This is a genomic window from Pseudomonas bharatica CSV86 (assembly GCF_000319305.2).
Classification (GTDB): Bacteria; Pseudomonadota; Gammaproteobacteria; order Pseudomonadales; family Pseudomonadaceae; genus Aquipseudomonas; species Aquipseudomonas bharatica.
The window spans coordinates 200,482-218,021 of sequence record NZ_AMWJ02000007.1; the positions used below are offsets into that span (position 1 = coordinate 200,482).

Consider the following 17,540-nt stretch of genomic DNA (forward strand, 5'->3'; position numbering starts at 1 on the left):
TTTCCTGCCAAGATAAAAATTTTCCCCACAGGCTAGACCTGCACCTTCCTTTCGCCTATAAAAGCGCAAAAGGAATATTTTATTCCCACGAATAAATAATTTTCACCGATCAAATACCGCTTCACCGCTGAAATTTCCGCCTTGCGACCGCTGCCGCCACTTCATCCGAGGACCCGAAATGCATCACGCCACCAGCCACTACATCCTCAAGATCAGCTGTCCGGCCACCTCCGGCATCGTCGCGGCGGTCACCACCTACCTGGCGGAAAAAGGCTGCTACATCAGCGAGATGTCGCAGTTCGACGACGACACCAGCGGGCGCTTCTTCATGCGCGCGGTGTTCCGTTTCAACGACAACTACGAAGGCGACATCGACGAGGTCGAGCAAGGCTTCGATGCCGTGGCCAGGCGCCTGGACATGGAGTGGAGCCTGCACGGCAGCAACCAGCCGATGCGCGTGCTGCTGATGGTGAGCAAATACGATCATTGCCTGGCCGACCTGCTCTACCGCCACCACAAGGGCGAGATGGACATGCAGATCACCGCCATCGTCTCCAACCACCTCGACCTGCGCCCCATGGCCGAGCGCGAAGGCATCCGCTTCATCTACCTGCCGGTGACCAAGGACACCAAGTCCCGCCAGGAATCGGCCCTGCTGCAGATCATCGAGGAAACCGGGACCGAACTGGTGGTACTGGCCCGCTACATGCAGATCCTCTCCGATGACCTCTGCAAACAGCTTGCCGGCCGCGCCATCAACATCCACCACTCGTTCCTGCCCGGCTTCAAGGGCGCCAAGCCGTACCACCAGGCCTATGCCCGCGGCGTCAAGCTGATCGGCGCCACCGCCCACTACGTCACCTCCGATCTCGACGAAGGGCCGATCATCGAACAGGAAGTGCAACGCGTGGACCACGCCTACCTCGCCGACGACCTGGTGAGTGTCGGCCGCGATACCGAAACAGTGGCCCTGTCCAAGGCGGTGAAATACCACCTCGAGCACCGGGTCTTCCTCAATGGCGACCGTACGGTGATCTTCCGGTGAATACTCCAGCCCCCATCAAGCTGATCGACGGCAAGGCCGCCGCTGCCCGCGTGATCGCGGAAGTGAAGACGCAGGTCGCGGCCATGAAGAACCAGGGCATCGCCCCCGCACTGACGGTGATCCTCGTCGGCCAGGACCCGGCCAGCCAGGTCTACGTGCGCAACAAGGTGCTGCGCGCCGAGGAATGCGGCATTCGCTCCGAGGAGCACCGGCTGCCGGCCGACACCAGCGAGGCCACCCTGCTCGCCCTGATCGGCGAGCTGAATGCCGACGCCAGCGTCCATGGCATCCTTGTGCAACTGCCGCTGCCGGCCCATATCGATGAAACCCGGGTGCTCCAGGCCATCGACCCGCTCAAGGACGTCGATGGTTTCCACGCCGAGAACGTCGGTGGCCTCAGCCAGGGCCGCGACGTGCTCACCCCCTGCACACCTGCCGGCTGCATGCGCCTGCTGGAGGACAGCATGGGCGACCTCAGCGGCAAGCACGCCGTGGTCATCGGCCGCTCCAACATCGTCGGCAAGCCCATGGCCGCCCTGCTGCTCAAGGCCCATTGCACGGTGACCGTGGTTCATTCGCGCAGCGCTAATCTGAAGGAGCTGTGCCGCCAGGCGGATATCGTCGTCGCCGCCGTCGGCCGCCCGCGCCTGGTCGACGCCGACTGGCTCAAGCCCGGCGCGGTGGTGATCGATGTCGGCATCAACCGCATCACCGAGGGCGAGCGCTCGCGCTTGGTCGGCGACGTAGACTTCGACAGCGCCCTGCCCAAGGTCGCGGCCATCACCCCGGTACCCGGCGGCGTCGGCCCGATGACCATTGCCTTCCTGATGAAAAACACCCTGACCGCCGCGCGCCTGCAGCAGGAGGCACCATGCCCTTCAATCTCCTGAAATACGGCCTGAGTTCCGAGTACCCGGCGGAGGTCGACCTGCCGCCGCCAACCGAGCTGAAGTCTTCCTACGACGTGGTGATCATCGGCGGCGGCGGCCATGGCCTGGCCATCGCCTATTACCTGGCGAAGTACCACGGCATCACCAATGTCGCGGTGCTGGAGAAGTCCTACCTGGGTGGCGGCAACACAGCGCGCAACACGGCGGTGATCCGCTCCAATTACCTGACCAGCGAAGGCGTGCGCTTCTATATCGAGTCGGTGCGGCTGTTCCAGGAGCTGTCCAACGAGTTCGACTTCAACATCATGTATTCCGAGCGCGGCCAACTGACTCTCGCCCACACCGACGCCACGGTGCGCGCCTTCCGCCAGCGTGCGGAAGTGAACAAGCACTTCGGCGGGCGTACCGAGATGATCGACCGCCAGCAGATCCGCGAACTGGTTCCCACCCTGAACCTCGACCCGGGCCATATCCCGGTGCTCGCCGGCCTCTGGCATATCGACGGCGCCACCGCCCGCCACGACGCCGTGGCCTGGGGCTACGCCAAGCAGGCCGCCAAGCGCGGCGTGGAAATCCACCAGCTCACCGAAGTCCAGGACCTGGTCATCGAGAACGGTCGCATCACCGCCGTGAAGACCAACCGCGGCACGGTGAAATGCGGCTGCGCGGTGCAGGCCATTGCCGGCGCCAGCTCGCTGATGCTGAAGAAAGCCGGGATCCGCGCGCCGATCCACACCTACCCGTTGCAGGCCATGGTCACCCAGCCGTTCAAACCGTTCCTCGATCCGTTGGTGAGTTCCTCGGCCCTGCACTGCTACGTGCAGCAGACCAGCCGTGGCGAGATCGTCTTCGGCGGTGGCTCCGACCCGTACCCGCTGTACAACACCCGCTCGACCCTGGACCTCAAGGAAAGCCTGCTGGCCCATGCCATCGAGATGTTCCCGTTCATGGCCAACGCCAGGCTGATGCGGCAGTGGGCCGGGATCACCGACATGACCCCGGACTACAGCCCGATCATGGGCCTGTCGCCGGTGAAGAATTACTACCTCGACGCCGGCTGGGGCACCTGGGGCTTCAAGTCCACGCCGATCTGCGGCAAGACCATGGCCGAGCTGGTCGCCAGCGGCGGCCGCGTGCCGGAGCTGATCAAGCCGTTCGCCCTGGAGCGCTTCAGCACCTTCCAGCAAGTCAACGAAATGGGCGCCACCGCGGCCAGCCACTAAGGGGAATCCCATGAAGATCATGAATTGCCCGCTCAACGGGCCAAGAAACATCAGCGAGTTCACCTACGGCGGCGAATTCAAGGTGATGCCCGACCCGGCCACGTGCAGCGACGCCGAGTGGGCCGACTACGTGTTCAACAGCGACAACGAGGCCGGGGTGGTGCGCGAGTGGTGGATGCACAACGCCTCCAGCTACTGGTTCCTCGCCGAGCGCCACACGGTCACCGACCAGATCATTCGCACCTTCGACGCGAAGGAAGTGTTCAACCAGCGGGTCGAGTTCAAGGCCCATGAGGAGGGCGTCGCATGAGCCGCCTGGCCGCCCCGATGGGCCTGCTGATCGACCGCGATCAGCCCCTGCGTTTCAGTTTCGATGGCACCGACTACCAGGGTTTCGCCGGCGACAGCATCGCCAGTGCCCTGCTTGCCAATGGCCGCTGGTTGCTGTCGCGTTCGTTCAAGTACCACCGCCCGCGCGGCCCGCTGACCATGGCCGGGCAGGATGCCAACACCCTGGTGCAACTGCCGGACGAACCCAACGTGCTGGCCGATGCCCAAGGCCTGGCGGCCGGGATGACCGTCACCGGACAGAACTTCAACGGCTCGCTGGACAGCGACCGCGACGCGTACCTCGGCAAGTTCTCGCGCTTCATGCCGGTGGGCTTCTACTACCGTTCGTTCTTCAAGCCCAAGGGCATGTGGAAGATCTGGGAACCGCTGATTCGCAAGAAGGCGGGGCTCGGCGTGCTGGACTTGAACTTCAAGCCGCAGTACTACGACAAGGCTTATCTCTTCGTTGACGTGGCCGTGGTCGGCGCGGGCCCGGCGGGCCTCAGCGCTTCACTCACCGCGGCCAACGCCGGCGCCCGGGTGCTGCTGATCGAACAGCAGCCGGTGCTCGGCGGCTCGCTGACCTACGCCCGCTTCGACGCCGAAGGCCGGCGCGCCGACGCCCTGCGCCACGAACTGCTCGCCGCCGTGCAAGGCCACGCCAATATCCAGGTACTGACCCAGGCCACCTGCAATGCCTGGTTCACCGACAACTACCTGCCGGTGATCCAGGGCAAGCGCATGTACAAGGTACGGGCGAAGCAATGCATCGTCGCCGCAGGCTCCTTCGACCAGCCGGTGGTGTTCCGCAACAACGACCTGCCGGGTGTGATGCTCGCCAGTGCGGCGCAGCGCCTGATGAAGCTGTATGCGGTCAAGCCGGGCAAATGCGCCGTGGTGCTGACCGGCAACGATGACGGTTACCTCGCCGCGCTCGATCTGGCCGACCAGGGTGTGCAGGTGGCAGCGCTGGTGGACATGCGGGTGCAGCCAGCCGATGCGGCATTGAAAGTGGCACTGGAGAAACGCGGGATTGCGCTGCACCTGGGCAGCACGGTGTACGAGGCGCTGCACGACAAAGGCATGCGCCACGTCAGTGGCGTGGAGATTCGCCGCATCACGGCCCAAGGCCAGGTGGCCGGGCAGGGCCTGACGCTCGCCTGCGACCTGCTGTGCATGTCGGCAGGCTACATGCCGGTGTACCAGTTGTTGTGCCAGGCCGGCGGCAAGCTGGCCTACGATGAGCATCGCGCCGAGTTCGCCATCACCGGCCTGCCGGATGGCCTCAGCGTCGCCGGCTCGGTGAACGGCCGGCATCAACTGGACAACGTGCTGCTCGATGGCAGCCGGGTCGCGGCTGCCGCCGTGCAGGCACTGGGTCTGGAGCCTGGCGTGGGCAGCGCAGACTTCACCGGCGAGGCCCGGGTCAACTTCGAATGGCCGATCTTCGCTCACCCCAAAGGCAAGGATTTCGTCGACTTCGACGAGGACCTGCAAGTGCGCGATATCGTCAACGCCACGCGCCATGGTTATCGCGACGTGCAGTTGGTCAAGCGCTTCTCCACGGTGGGCATGGGCCCCTCGCAAGGCCGTCACTCGGCGCTGCCGACGGCACGCCTGGTGGCCCAGGCGACCCAGCGCAGCATCAGCGAGACCGGCGTGACCACGGCGCGTCCGCCGTTCGAAGCGGAGAAGCTGGCCCATGTGGCCGGTCGCGCCTTCGATCCGTATCGCCATACGGCCATGCACAGCCGCCATGTGGCCGCAGGTGCCAAGCTGATGCCTGCCGGTATCTGGCAGCGTCCCGCCTACTACGGCAAGGCGGATGAGCGCGAGCGCTGCATGCAGGAAGAAGTCCGGCATGTACGGGAAAAGGTCGGCCTGATCGACGTCTCGACCCTGGGCGGCCTGGACGTGCGCGGCCCGGATGCCGCCGAACTGCTGGAGCGTATGTACACCATGCCGTTCAACAAGCAACCGGTCGGCCGGACCCGCTACGGGCTGATGACCAACGAGCATGGCGTGGTGATCGACGATGGTGTGGTTGCACGCCTGTCCGAGCGGCATTTCTACGTGACCGCCACCACCAGCGGCGTCGACCGCATCTTCCAGCAGATGCTCAAGTGGAATGCGCAATGGCGCCTGGACGTGGATATCGCCAACGTCACCGCGGCGCTGGCAGCGGTGAACGTGGCCGGGCCGTTGTCGCGCAAGGTGATGGAAAAGATCTGCAGCGATGTAGACCTCTCGGCCGAAGGCTTCCCTTACCTCGGCGTGCGTACCGGCAGCGTTTCGGGAATTCCGGCACGCTTGATGCGGGTCGGCTTCGTCGGTGAACTGGGCTACGAAATCCACGTGCCGGCCCGACATGGCGGCAAGCTCTGGGATGTGCTGATGGAGGCCGGCGCCGAGTTCGGGATCCGTCCGTTCGGCGTGGAAAGCCAGCGCTTGCTGCGCCTGGAGAAGGGACACGTGATCATCAGCCAGGACACCGACGGCATGACCCATCCCGGCGAAATCGACATGCAGTGGGCGATCGGGCGCAAGAAGCCGTTCTTCGTCGGCAAGCGCTCCATCGAGATCCTCGAGCGCCAGCCGCTCAAGCGCAAGCTGGTGGGCTTCACCTTGCCCAAGGGCAGCTCGCAACCGCTCGAGGGGCACCTGGTACTCAAGGGCGCGGATATCAGCGGCAACGTCACCTCCTGCGAATACTCCAGCACGCTGGGGCAAATCATCGGGCTGGCCTATGCCGGGGCCGACCAGGCCGAGCCGGGGATGCGCATTCCGATCCGTGTGGAAGGTGGCGAAATCGTCCAGGCCACCGTGGTGAAACTGCCGTTCTTCGATCCCGACAACCAGCGCCAGGAGCTCTGAGCCATGACCAGTCTCAATCCTATCGAGCGCTGTGCGCTCATCGACCTGACCGACCTGCCACGGGTGGGTTTCCGTGGCCTGGATGCCGCGCAATGGCTGACGGCAAGCGGCTACTCCTTGCCGGAGGCGCCCAACCGGGCGGTGCTGTGCGGGGATGGAACCCTGGTGGCGCGGCTGTCGCAGACCGAATATTTCCTGCTGGGCAGCCTGTCGGACCGGGGGCAACGGCTTGCCTCGGAAGAAGCGGGCTGGGTGTTGGGCGAGGAGCGCAACTACCTGCTGCCACGGCAGGACAGCCATGCCTGGTTGCAGTTGTCCGGAAAGCATGTGGCCGAGGTGATGGCGAAGATCTGCGGCGTGGACCTGCGGGCCGAGGCGTTCCCGGTGGGGAGCGTGGCGCAGACCTCGGTGGCACGCTTGAATGTCATCGTGATCAACGCCGGGAGCGCGGAATTGGCGAAGTTCCATCTGCTCTGTGACCGGGCTTCGCTGGAGTATTTCCAGGCTGCGGTGCTGGATGCCATGGGGGAGTTTGGTGGGGTGCCGGTGGCCCTGGATAACTTGCTCGGCTGATTTGTCGTTGCTGATGGCCCTATCGCTGGCAAGCCAGCTCCCACAAGGTCCGCGTCGAGCACAGATTATGTGGCTGACTCCAAACCCTGTGGGAGCTGGCTTGCCAGCGATGAGGCCCGCCCAGTCACCACAGGACTTCAACCATGACCGCCATCGAACCCCTGGACTACCGAGTTCCCGCCCTGCAGCGTGGCCTGACCATCCTCGGCATGTTCAACGCCCGCCAGCGCAGCCTGAGCATGCAGGACATGGCCGAACGCCTTGCAATCAGCCCTTCCGCCGTCTACCGCATCGTGCAGACGCTGGTGGACATGGGCTACCTGCGCAAGGCCGGGCGCAGCGATTTCGAGCTGGGCAGCCGGGTCATCTCCGACGGCTTCGCCTACCTCGCCAGCCGCGACATCGTCGAGGTGGCAATGCCCTATCTCAATGACCTGCGCGACCGCACCTCGCTGTCGTGTCACCTGAGCATTCGCGAACAGACCGACAGCCTCTACGTTTATCGCGCCTTTGCGCCGCAGCGGCTGACCGTCAATATCCCCATCGGCACGCGCCTGCCCTGTCACGGCACGGCGTTGGGCCGGGTATTGCTGACCGGGCTGACCGAAGGCGCGCTGAGCCAGCTGTACCAGCATGTGCGACTGGATGATTACCCGCCCCCGGCACCACGCACCCTGCCGGAGTTGCAGCAACTGATTGCCGAGGACCGCTCCCGGGATGGGTGCTGCATCGGTCGGATTACTCGACGGCCATCGCTGCCGGGGTTCGCGATCATAGCGGCGCGATCACCGCGGCGATCAACCTGTCGGGGCCGGATGCGGTGATGGACACGACGACGGCGCAGGAGGCTTTTCTGCAGGCGCTGCTGGCGGCGAGCCGGGAGATTTCGGCGGCCTTGGGTTATCGGGACTGAGGAGGGGGTCTGATATCCGCCGCAAAACCCTGTGGGAGCTGCGGTTCGGCGCTCCGACTTGCCAGCGATGAGATCCGAAAGAGCACCGTCACTCCTATTGGCATACCAGCAACCACTCTTTGCGCCACTGCAATGTTCTTTCCCTCCTCACCCCGCTAGCCTAGGCCGCAAACACGGATCCACCGGCAGGTATCGCCACCTCACCCATTCGCGATTCGCGCGTGCAGCCCTATAAAAATACAAGGGACACTCATGACCAAGCAGCATCACACCTCCACGGCCGGTGGCGACGATCAACTTCGCCGCGTGCTCGGCCTTCCGGCGCTGGTTTTCTTCGGGCTCGTCTACATGGTCCCGCTGACCATCTTCACCACCTACGGCATAGTTACCGAGACCACCGGCGGCCGCACCGCCGCAGCCTACCTGGTGACACTTGCGGCGATGCTGTTCACCGCGGCGTCCTACGGGATCATGGTCAAGCGCTACCCGGTGGCCGGCTCGGCCTATTCCTATACCAACATCGCCTTCGGCGCGAATGTCGGCTTCCTCGCCGGCTGGTCGCTGCTGCTGGACTACCTGTTCATCCCGATGATCAATTACCTGTTGATCGGGCTGTTCCTGAACATCGCCTTCCCCGCCGTGCCGGCCTGGGTGTTCGTGCTGGTTTCGATCGGCCTGGTGACGGTGCTCAACGTGATCGGCATCCGCTCGGTCGCCAAGGCCAGCAACCTGATCGTCGGGGCCCAGGTGATCTTCATCGCGGTGTTCATCGCGCTGTCGTGCAAGTCGTTGGGCGGTGCTGCGGTGGACTGGCTGGCGCCGCTCGCCGGCGATGGCAGCCAGCCGGGCTTCGATCCGTTGATGGCCGGCGCTGCCGTCCTGTGCCTGTCGTTCCTGGGGTTCGACGCGGTGTCCACCCTGGCCGAGGAAACCCGCGACGCTCGCCGTGATGTGCCACGGGCGATCATGCTAACCACCCTGGTCGCCGGCGCCCTGTTCACCCTGCTCGCCTACCTCAGCCAACTGGCGATCCCCGGTAGCCACTTCACCAATACCGACACCGCGGCCAGCGAGGTAATGCTGCAGATCGGCGGCCAGTTCCTCGCCAACTTCTTCACCGCCGCCTTCGTCGCCGGCAGCCTCGGCTCGGCGCTGGCCTCGCAGGCAGCGGTATCGCGGATCATCTACAGCATGGGCCGCGACAGGCTGCTGCCCGAACGCCTGTTCGGCACCCTGTCGCCGCGCTTCGGTACCCCGGTCAACGCCACGCTGCTGGTGTCGGTGGTCTCGCTGGTAGCGCTGGTAATCAGCCTGGAAACCCTGGCCTCGCTGATCAGCTTCGGCGCCCTGGTGGCGTTCTCGGCGGTGAACATGGCGGTGCTGCGCACCCATCTGCTGGCCAAGGGGCAAGCGAAGAACCTGCTGCTCCATGGCCTGGTGCCGCTGGTCGGCCTGGCCCTGACGCTGTGGCTGTGGACCAGCCTGTCGAGCCTGACCCTGACCATCGGCCTGGCCTGGTTCGGCCTTGGCATCGCCTACCTGCTGGTCCTGACCGGTGGCTTGCGCCGCACGGTGAAGGTTGCCGATTTTTCAGAAGCTGGCTGACCCTCAGGTCCCGCGCGGCTTGGCCCGCGCGGTGGCCTCGGCCACCAAAGGATCATCCGGCCAGTAATGCTTCGGATAGCGTCCCTTGAGGTCCTTCTTTACCTCGGCGTAGGTACTGCGCCAGAAGTTCGCCAGGTCCTGGGTCACCTGCACCGGCCGCCGTGCCGGGGACAGCAGGTGCAACAGGACTTTCTGCCGGCCCTGGGCGATGCGCGGGGTGTCCGCCAGCCCGAACAGTTCCTGCATGCGCACCGCCAGCACCGGCGGGTGCTCGCTGTAATCGACGCGAATATTCGAACCCGACGGCACGCCGATATGCACCGGCGCCCAGTCGTCCAGGCGCTGCGGCAGCGGCCAGGGCAGTTGGTTGCGCAGGATGGAGGAAAGGTCGAGGTTGGCGAAGTGGCTGAGGCGGGTGACCTTGCCCAGGTAGGGCTGCAGCCAGTCCGGCAGGGTCGCCAGCAGCGCGTCGTCGCTCAGGTCGGGCCATTCGCTGTCGCCGCCGTTGGCGAGATCGAGCTGTCGCAACAAGGCGACCCGTGCCTGCCACTGGCGCAGTTCCGGCGTCCACGGCAACAGCGCCAGGCCTTTGCGCCGGACCAGATCGAGCAAGGCGCGGGCACGTGCATCGTCATCCAGCCCGGTGAGCGGTTCACGACCGAGAACCAGCTCGCCGACCTTGCGCTGGCGTTCGGCCCGCAGGACGTTTTCCTTTTCATCCCACTCCAGTTGTTCCACCACGCTGACCTGCTCGGCCAGCACGTTTTCGAACAGGCCGGGATCGAGTTCAGCGGCGAGGTAGATCCGCTCCTCGCGTTGCCCTTGGCGACTGCCCAGGTCGGCGACCACCAGCCATGGCTCTTTCATCAGCGCATCGACCTCGCCGAATTGCGCGGCGCGACCGTTGGCCAGGCGGTACTCGGCCCCGCCGGCGCGCCGCTGCTGGGCGACTCGGTCGGGATAGGCCAGCGCCAGCAAGGCGCCGAGCCAGCGCGGATGCTCCGGGTCGGCCACCGCCGCGCCGGGCTTGTCGCGCAGGAAACCACGATATTGCCGCGCCAGTTGCCGGGCCCGCTGCACCCCGCCCTGGCTGCCGCGATCGGCCCGGGTCTCGCCACTGAGCAGGCTCAGGCGACTGTGCAGATCAGCGCCGGCGCCGCGCAGGATGTCGCGCTCGCCGAGCAACGCGGCGACATCGCAGGCCATGGCGGTCAGGCCCAGGTCCTGGGCACGCAGCAACAGGTGGGCGATACGGGGATGAGCCGGCAGTTCGGCCATGGCCTGGCCGTGGGCGGTCAGACGCCCTTCGCTCAGCGCGCCCAGTCGACGCAGCAGATCCTGGGCCTGGCTGTAGGCCGCAGCCGGCGGCGTGTCCAGCCAGCTCAACTGCTCGGGCGTCACGCCCCAGCGATTCAATTGCAGGGCCAACCCGGACAGATCGGCCTGGATGATCTCGGCGCTGCCATAGGCGGCGAGCTGTTCATGCTGGGCCTCGGACCATAGCCGGTAGCACACGCCCGGCTCCAGGCGCCCCGCCCGTCCTGCGCGCTGGGTGGCGCTGGCGCGGGAAATGCGCTGGGTGTCGAGACGGGTCATGCCGCTGCCCGGGTCGAAACGCGGCACCCGCGCCAGCCCGGCGTCGATCACCACGCGCACGCCGTCGATGGTCAGGCTGGTCTCGGCGATATTGGTCGCCAGCACCACCTTGCGCTTGCCCGCCGGCGCCGGCTCGATGGCGGCGCGCTGGGCGGACAGCTCCAGCTCGCCATGCAACGGGCAAAGAAGGATATCCGGACGCTCGTCCAAGGCCTCCTGCAGCGATTGATGGACCCGGCGAATCTCCGCTTGTCCGGGCAGGAACACCAGCAGGCTGCCGCTCTGTTCGTCCAGTGCCTGCAACACCGTGTCGGTGACCCGCGGCTCGATACGTTCACCTGGCTGGAACGGCCGGCCCCAGTGCATCTGCACCGGGAACATGCGGCCCTCGCTGCTGATCACCGGGGCATCGTCGAGCAGCGCGGACAGGCGCTCGCCTTCGAGCGTGGCGGACATCAACAGGATCTTCAGCGGCGGCTCGTCTCGCAGCAATTCGCGGCCGTTCAGGCTCAGGGCCAGGGCCAGGTCGGCGTCCAGGCTGCGCTCGTGGAACTCATCGAAGATCAGCAGGCCAACGCCTTCCAGCGCCGGGTCATCCTGCAGGCGACGGGTGAGGATACCTTCGGTAACCACTTCGATGCGGGTGCGCGGGCCGACCTTGCTGTCCAGGCGGATGCGGTAGCCCACGGTTTCCCCGACCTTTTCCCCCAGCTCGCTGGCCAGGCGCTCGGCGGCGGCCCGGGCGGCAAGGCGGCGGGGTTCGAGCATGAGGATGGTCTGCCCGGCCAGCCACGGCTCGTTCAGCAGCGCCAGCGGCACGCGGGTGGTCTTGCCGGCGCCGGGCGGCGCTTCGAGCACGGCTTCGTGGCGTTCGGCCAGGGCTTTGCGCAACGATGGCAGTACGGCATCAATCGGTAAGGAAATCATGGTAGCCCTCAAACAGAGGGGCGAGTATAACGGCGAACCCGGCCTGCCCTATCATGGTCTTATCCACTGGCACCGGCCTTTTGCCGGTATCGTTGCGGCTATCCTTGCGGAGACTTTCAATGCGTATTCCTTCCCGTGTCACTGGTGGCATCCTGGTCGCGACCCTGCTGACCCAGCTCACGGCTTGCGGCACCCTGTTCTACCCTGATCGCCGCGGCCAGATCGAAGGCAAGGTCGATCCGGTGATCGTCGCCCTCGATGCCGTGGGTATCCTGTTCTACGTCATTCCCGGCCTGATCGCCTTCGGTGTCGACTTCGCCACCGGCGCCATCTACCTGCCTGGCGGCAGCACCGCGCAGGTGTCGCCGGAAAAACTCGACGAAGCCATCGGCGCCGACGGCAAGGTGGACAACGCCCGCCTGCAGGTCATCCTCGAAAGCGAACTGGGCCAGCGCCTGCCGCTGAACGACCCGCGCCTGATCCAGCACAAGGGCAGCCTGGAACAACTGGCCATGTACGGCCTGGTTCCTGCTGCCTGACATGACCGACCACGCCAGCGAACACGCCCGCCTGCTGCGCCTCGCCACACGCGCCTCGCTGGCGGTGGCGTGCACCCTGATCGTCAGCAAGGCCGTCGCCTGGTGGCTGAGCGGCTCGGTCAGCCTGCTGGCGGGGTTGACCGACTCGCTGCTCGATGGCGCGGCGTCATTGCTCAATCTGCTGGCGGTACGCTATGCCCTGCGCCCGGCGGATGAGGATCATCGCTATGGGCATGGCAAGGCCGAGTCGCTGGCGGGCATGGCGCAGGCGCTGTTCATCGGTGTCAGTGCGGTATTGATCGCGTTCCAGGCCTTCGAGCGCTTGCAGGACCCGCAGCCGCTGGGCAACACCGGGCTCGGCGTGGTGGTGATGCTGCTTTCGCTGGTACTGACAGTGGCACTGCTGGCAGTGCAAGGGCGGGTGATACGGGCAACCGGGTCAACGGCAGTACGCGCCGACTCCCTGCATTACCGCTCGGACCTGCTACTCAATGGCAGCATCCTTGTGGCGCTGGTACTGGCTGCGTATGGCTGGCCGCAACTGGATGCGTTCTTCGGGCTGGGGATTGCGGTCTACATCCTCTGGAGCGCCCTGACTATCGCCCGGGAGAGCTTTGCCACCTTGATGGACGAAGAGCTGCCGGCGCAGGTCAGCGAACGGATGCTGGCGCTGGTCTGCGCGGTGCCCGGGGTGGTCGGGGCGCATGACCTGCGTACGCGGGTATCGGGGAATCGCTGGTTCGTGCAGGTCCATCTGGAGTTGCCGGGGAACTGCCGCTGACACGCGCGCATGCGTTGTGCGAAGAGGCTTCGGCGGCGATCAGCCGGGAGTATCCGCGGGCTGAAGTGCTGGTGCATGCAGATCCGGTTTAGTGGGTGTTCTTTAGGGCCTCATCGCTGGCAAGCCAGCTCCCACAGGGGTACAGCGTGCGCCGCGAAACCTGTGGGAGCTGGCTTGCCAGCGATAGGGCCCTCGAACACACAGCAAGTCTTCAGTTGACGCTATACCCGCGCCCAGCCAGGCAAGCGCCCATCGCCCGGCGATAGGTATCCGCCACCTGCGCCGGCGGCGCCTGGTTGGCATAGGACGGATCGAATCCACTCTGGTCCACTGCCCAGCGATGGCACTGGTAGCGATCCTGCTCCTGCTGCTGTGGCGACTGCCCCTGCATCGGGTAGGCGATCACGTCATACCCGCTCCCCTGTTGCACCGGCACCGGCTGCTGCACCTGCGGCGGGTTCACCACCACATACTCCTGGCTGGCCTGCTGGTACTGGTAATAGGTATCCGCCACCAGGAAGAACAGCGCCCCGCCAATCCACATCTCCCGCGCATAGTCCGGCAGGTAGCTCACCCGCACGCCATACGGCGGCGTCACCACCACGTAGCCCGAGCCATGCGGGCGATACCAGTAGCCGCCCGAGTAGAAATAGTCCTGCCCGCGATACGGCACTTTCCAATAGCGATCCGGGAAGCGATCGATGGCATGTCCCGGCCGGTACTGCGGCCCAGGGCCCCAGCCGTTGCCATGCCCGCTCGGGCGCCCGGCCCAGTTCGGCTGTTCACCACGCGGGCCGTTTTGCCAGTGCGGGTTGCCGTCGTTGCGGCGGGGAATGTCCTGGTAGTAGCCCTGGCGCGGTGGCTGGGTCTGCCAGGCCTCGCCCGGCTTGGATTGCAAGGGCGACTCGCCACGCCGGTCATGCTCGCCCTCGGCCATTACGTTCAGGCTCAGGCACAGCAGGCCGACGGCAGCCAGCGGCCAGATACGCGATGTCATGCTTTGTTCTCTACCGGTGGTAATGATCGTGCGGCCACTCTAGCAGGGGCGCTCCGGCTCGGCAGGTGAAATCTTGCCCATAAAAAAGGGCGACCCGTGGGTCGCCCTTCGAGAAACTTGTCCTGGCTCGACGCTCGTGACGCCGGCTCACCTCACACCTGTCTTGTGGACCGTGTGTAGCCCGGGGGCCAAGCACAACCCTGTGGGATTGCTGGCCGCGACCCTCCTGATTGGGGAGGTCGCCGTGGACATGTGTCCGGGCAGTGATTCTGGAAACAATATTAGGAAAACCGGGCCGGCAGAGGATTGCGAAGATTGCGGATATAAACACCACTTGCGCAATTTTTTGCCAAATATTAATAATTGTCAGCAATCCGTACAGAAAAGGCCCTTCCCATGAGCAAGCTGGACCGCTACGACCTGAGCATCCTTGCCGAATTGCAGCGTGATGCGCGCATCTCCAACCAGGAACTCGCCGAGCGCATCGGGCTATCGCCGTCGCCCTGCTCGCGGCGGGTCAAGCAGCTGGAGGACGACGGCTTCATTTCCCGCCAGGTCGCCCTGCTCGATCGCAAGAAACTCGGCCTGAGCCTGACCGCCTATGTGCTGATCGGCATGGACCGGCACACGCCCGAGCGCTTCGAAACCTTCGAGGCGGCGATCCGCAACCTGCCGCAGGTGCTGGAGTGCAGCCTGGTCACCGGAATGGATGCCGACTACCAGCTCAAGGTGGTGGTGCCGGACATGGATCACTACCAGAAACTGCTGCTCGGCCACCTGACCCGGATCGAGGGTGTCACAAGCGTGCGCTCGAGTTTTGTCCTGAATCAGGTTTTGGCAAGTACCGAGCTACCACTGACCCACCTGCGATAGGCGTATAATCCGGCGCCTCACGCTGCCGGAGAGAATCGATGGATCCTGTGTTGTTCGAAGAGTGGATGATGACCATCCTCGTCACCGTCCTGATTGGTTTCATGGGCTTCATCGTCTATGACCTGGCGAAGAAGTCCAAGGCCGGCAAGTTCGGCACCTTCATCCTGTTTTTCGTGCTCGGCCTGGGCATCCTCGCCTTCATCATCAAAAGCGTGGTGATCACCTGGATCGAGTTGCACCAGTAACCGGCACGTCCTTCCACTGGCCCGGCTCGAGGCCGTCCAGTGTCCAGTCGCCGATCCTCACCCGCACCAGGCGCAGGGTCGGCAAGCCAACCGCAGCGGTCATGCGCCGCACCTGACGGTTGCGGCCTTCCTTGATGACCAGTTCCAGCCATCTGGTCGGCACGCTCTTGCGAAAACGCACCGGCGGATTGCGCGGCCACAACTGCGGCTCGTCCAGTGGGCGGGCCTGGGCCGGGAGGGTCGGGCCATCGTTCAGCTCGACGCCGTCGCGCAGGCGCTGGATCTGCTCTTCGCTCGGCTCGCCTTCCACCTGTACCCAATAGGTCTTGGGCAGCTTGTGCTTCGGATCGGCGATACGCGCCTGCAACTGGCCGTCGTTGGTCAGCAGCAACAGGCCTTCGCTGTCACGATCAAGGCGTCCGGCGGGATAGACGCCGGGCACCGCGATGAAATCCTTGAGGGTCGCCCGCCCCTCGCCGTCGCTGAACTGGGTCAGCACGTCGAAGGGCTTGTTGAACAGGATCAACCGCGGCTCGGCCGGCGGCGCCTTGGGCGGGCGTCGCGGACCGGCGGGCTTGGCCGCAGGGCGGCGCGGCGTGTTGCGTGGGGGTAGCGGCATGAAACCTCAGCGGAACGGCGGCTCGTCGAAACTGCGCAGTTTACGCGAGTGCAACGAGTTGAGTTCGGTGCGCAGCAGGTCGAGGGCGGCAATGCCGATCTTTAGGTGCTGGCTGACCGCACGGTTGTAGAAGGCGTTGGCCGCCCCCGGCAACTTGATCTCGCTGTGCAGCGGCTTGTCCGAAACGCATAGCAGCGTGCCGTACGGTACCCGCAGGCGATAGCCTTGGGCGGCGATGGTGCCGCTTTCCATGTCCACCGCCACGGCGCGGGACAGGTTGATCAGCGGTCGCTCCTCGGCCCAGCGCAGTTCCCAGTTGCGGTCGTCGTAGGTAAGCACGGTGCCGGTACGCAGGCGCTTCTTCAATTCGTCGCCACGCTCGCCGGTGACCTGTGCCGCCGCTTCCTGCAACGCCAGTTGCACTTCGGCCAGGGCCGGGATCGGGATGTTCGGCGGTACCACGCGGTCGAGGATGCCATCGCGGCGCATGTAGGCGTGGGCCAGCACGTAGTCACCGATGTTCTGCGACTGACGCAGGCCGCCGCAGTGGCCGATCATCAGCCAGCAATGCGGACGCAGTACCGCCAGGTGATCGGTGATGTTCTTGGCGTTGGACGGGCCGACACCGATATTGACCAGGGTGATGCCGTCGCCGTCGGCGGCGATCAGGTGATAGGCCGGCATCTGGTAGCGGTGCCAGACCACCCCGGCCACCAGCGCCTGGGCCTCGCCGTTGTCCATGGACTTTTCGATGATCACGTTGCCCGGCAGGACCATGCGCACGAAGCGCGGATCATCACGCAGTTGCTCAAGGCCATGGCTGATGAACTGGTCGACATAGCGGTGATAGTTGGTCAGCAGGATCCACGGCTGCACATGGCGCCAGTCGCTGCCGGTGTAATGCACGATGCGGCGCAGGGAGAAGTCCACCCGCGCGGCGTCGAACAGCGCCAGCGGCAGGGTTTCGGCGCTGCCCCAGTCATACAGGCCGTCGGCGATACCATCGGTGGCAGCGGACAGGTCGGTGCTCGGGAAGACCCGCGCCAGCGCGGCTGCGGTGATACCGGAGCCAGCGAGTTCGTCGCCCTGCTCGACCACATACGGATAAGGGATGTTCTGCTCGCTGACGCCCACTTCGACCTTGACGGTGAAGTCCTTCATCAACGGGCGCAACTGCTCCAGCAGATAACTGCGGAAAGCCGCCGGATGGGTCACGGTGACGCTGTAGGTGCCCGGCAGCTGGACCTTGGCGTAGGCCCGCGTGGTCGCGGGTACCTCGCCATGGTAGTGATAGGTCAGGCGCAGTTCGGGATAGCGAAACAGCGAACGCTCCTCGGCGTTCGGCTCGGTGCGGTCCTTCAGGTAGCGCTTGAGCGCCTGGCTCAAGGCGTCGGTGGCGGTCTGGTGCAGGGTCGCCAGACGATCGACGGCTTGCTCGGCGGTTTCTACGACAACGAAGGCTTCATCAAAACGGCTCACGGGTTACTTCCTGTCTGACATGCAGGCTTCC

The 17,540-nt window shown here is 65.2% G+C and carries 14 protein-coding genes and 2 pseudogenes; 12 read left to right on the plus strand and 4 right to left on the minus strand.

Going from position 1 to position 17,540, the window contains the following annotated elements; all coding sequences use genetic code 11:
* Positions 1–178 precede the first annotated feature (178 nt).
* The 8 genes and pseudogenes from purU (at position 179) to CSV86_RS30480 (ending at position 9,453) form a co-directional block, all read left to right on the plus strand.
* Complete coding sequence (purU, locus tag CSV86_RS30445; RefSeq protein WP_009394918.1) at positions 179–1,045, plus strand: formyltetrahydrofolate deformylase; 867 nt, start codon at positions 179–181, stop codon at positions 1,043–1,045.
* Positions 1,042–1,935 (plus strand): bifunctional methylenetetrahydrofolate dehydrogenase/methenyltetrahydrofolate cyclohydrolase FolD, encoded by an 894-nt coding sequence (folD, locus tag CSV86_RS30450; protein WP_009394919.1) that lies wholly within the window; start codon positions 1,042–1,044, stop codon positions 1,933–1,935. Before purU ends, folD begins: the two co-directional genes overlap by 4 nt.
* Positions 1,917–3,158, plus strand: a complete 1,242-nt coding sequence (locus CSV86_RS30455; protein WP_009394920.1) for an FAD-dependent oxidoreductase — start codon at positions 1,917–1,919, stop codon at positions 3,156–3,158. The genes folD and CSV86_RS30455 overlap by 19 nt, the downstream gene beginning before the upstream one ends.
* A 10-nt stretch (positions 3,159–3,168) precedes the next feature.
* Positions 3,169–3,468: a sarcosine oxidase subunit delta gene (locus CSV86_RS30460; protein WP_009394921.1), complete on the plus strand. Its 300-nt coding sequence runs from the start codon at positions 3,169–3,171 to the stop codon at positions 3,466–3,468.
* Entirely contained in the window at positions 3,465–6,362 is a 2,898-nt protein-coding gene (locus CSV86_RS30465; protein WP_009394922.1) for a 2Fe-2S iron-sulfur cluster-binding protein, read from the plus strand. The genes CSV86_RS30460 and CSV86_RS30465 overlap by 4 nt, the downstream gene beginning before the upstream one ends.
* Positions 6,363–6,365: 3 nt before the next feature.
* Positions 6,366–6,935 carry a sarcosine oxidase subunit gamma gene (locus tag CSV86_RS30470; protein ID WP_009394923.1) on the plus strand — a complete coding sequence of 190 codons (570 nt, stop codon included), beginning with the start codon at positions 6,366–6,368 and terminating at the stop codon, positions 6,933–6,935.
* 143 nt (positions 6,936–7,078) lie between these two features.
* Positions 7,079–7,848 (plus strand): annotated as a pseudogene (locus CSV86_RS30475) (IclR family transcriptional regulator).
* A gap of 252 nt (positions 7,849–8,100) precedes the next feature.
* Positions 8,101–9,453: an APC family permease gene (locus CSV86_RS30480; protein ID WP_009394925.1), complete on the plus strand. Its 1,353-nt coding sequence runs from the start codon at positions 8,101–8,103 to the stop codon at positions 9,451–9,453.
* Between the two features lie 3 nt (positions 9,454–9,456).
* Here the strand turns inward: CSV86_RS30480 and hrpB are convergent, their stop codons facing one another.
* Positions 9,457–11,976, minus strand: a complete 2,520-nt coding sequence (hrpB, locus tag CSV86_RS30485) for an ATP-dependent helicase HrpB (protein ID WP_009394926.1) — start codon at positions 11,974–11,976, stop codon at positions 9,457–9,459.
* Positions 11,977–12,095: 119 nt separating this feature from the next.
* Here hrpB and pmcY point away from each other — a divergent pair, with 119 nt between their 5' ends.
* Positions 12,096–12,515, plus strand: coding sequence for a periplasmic Zn2+ metallochaperone PmcY (pmcY, locus tag CSV86_RS30490; RefSeq protein WP_009394927.1), 420 nt, complete (start codon positions 12,096–12,098; stop codon positions 12,513–12,515).
* Between the two features lies 1 nt (position 12,516).
* Positions 12,517–13,388, plus strand: a pseudogene (locus tag CSV86_RS30495) (cation diffusion facilitator family transporter).
* 119 nt (positions 13,389–13,507) lie between these two features.
* Here the strand turns inward: CSV86_RS30495 and CSV86_RS30500 are convergent.
* Positions 13,508–14,293, minus strand: a complete 786-nt coding sequence (locus CSV86_RS30500) for a DUF6515 family protein (RefSeq protein ID WP_009394929.1) — start codon at positions 14,291–14,293, stop codon at positions 13,508–13,510.
* Positions 14,294–14,689: 396 nt separating this feature from the next.
* On the opposite strand from CSV86_RS30500, the gene CSV86_RS30505 reads away from it, so the two are divergent.
* Together CSV86_RS30505 and CSV86_RS30510 are read left to right on the plus strand one after the other, a co-directional pair.
* A complete protein-coding gene (locus CSV86_RS30505) occupies positions 14,690–15,166 on the plus strand; it encodes an Lrp/AsnC family transcriptional regulator (RefSeq protein ID WP_009394930.1) in 477 nt (158 codons plus the stop codon).
* A 38-nt stretch (positions 15,167–15,204) separates the two neighbouring features.
* Positions 15,205–15,411 (plus strand): DUF2788 domain-containing protein, encoded by a 207-nt coding sequence (locus tag CSV86_RS30510; RefSeq protein ID WP_009394931.1) that lies wholly within the window; start codon positions 15,205–15,207, stop codon positions 15,409–15,411.
* Here CSV86_RS30510 and CSV86_RS30515 read toward each other — a convergent pair.
* Positions 15,386–16,030, minus strand: a complete 645-nt coding sequence (locus CSV86_RS30515) for a pseudouridine synthase (protein ID WP_009394932.1) — start codon at positions 16,028–16,030, stop codon at positions 15,386–15,388. The two genes, CSV86_RS30510 and CSV86_RS30515, sit on opposite strands and share 26 nt — an antisense overlap.
* Positions 16,031–16,036: 6 nt before the next feature.
* Positions 16,037–17,509 (minus strand): AMP nucleosidase, encoded by a 1,473-nt coding sequence (gene amn, locus CSV86_RS30520; RefSeq protein WP_009394933.1) that lies wholly within the window; start codon positions 17,507–17,509, stop codon positions 16,037–16,039.
* Between the last annotated feature and the right edge of the window lie 31 nt (positions 17,510–17,540).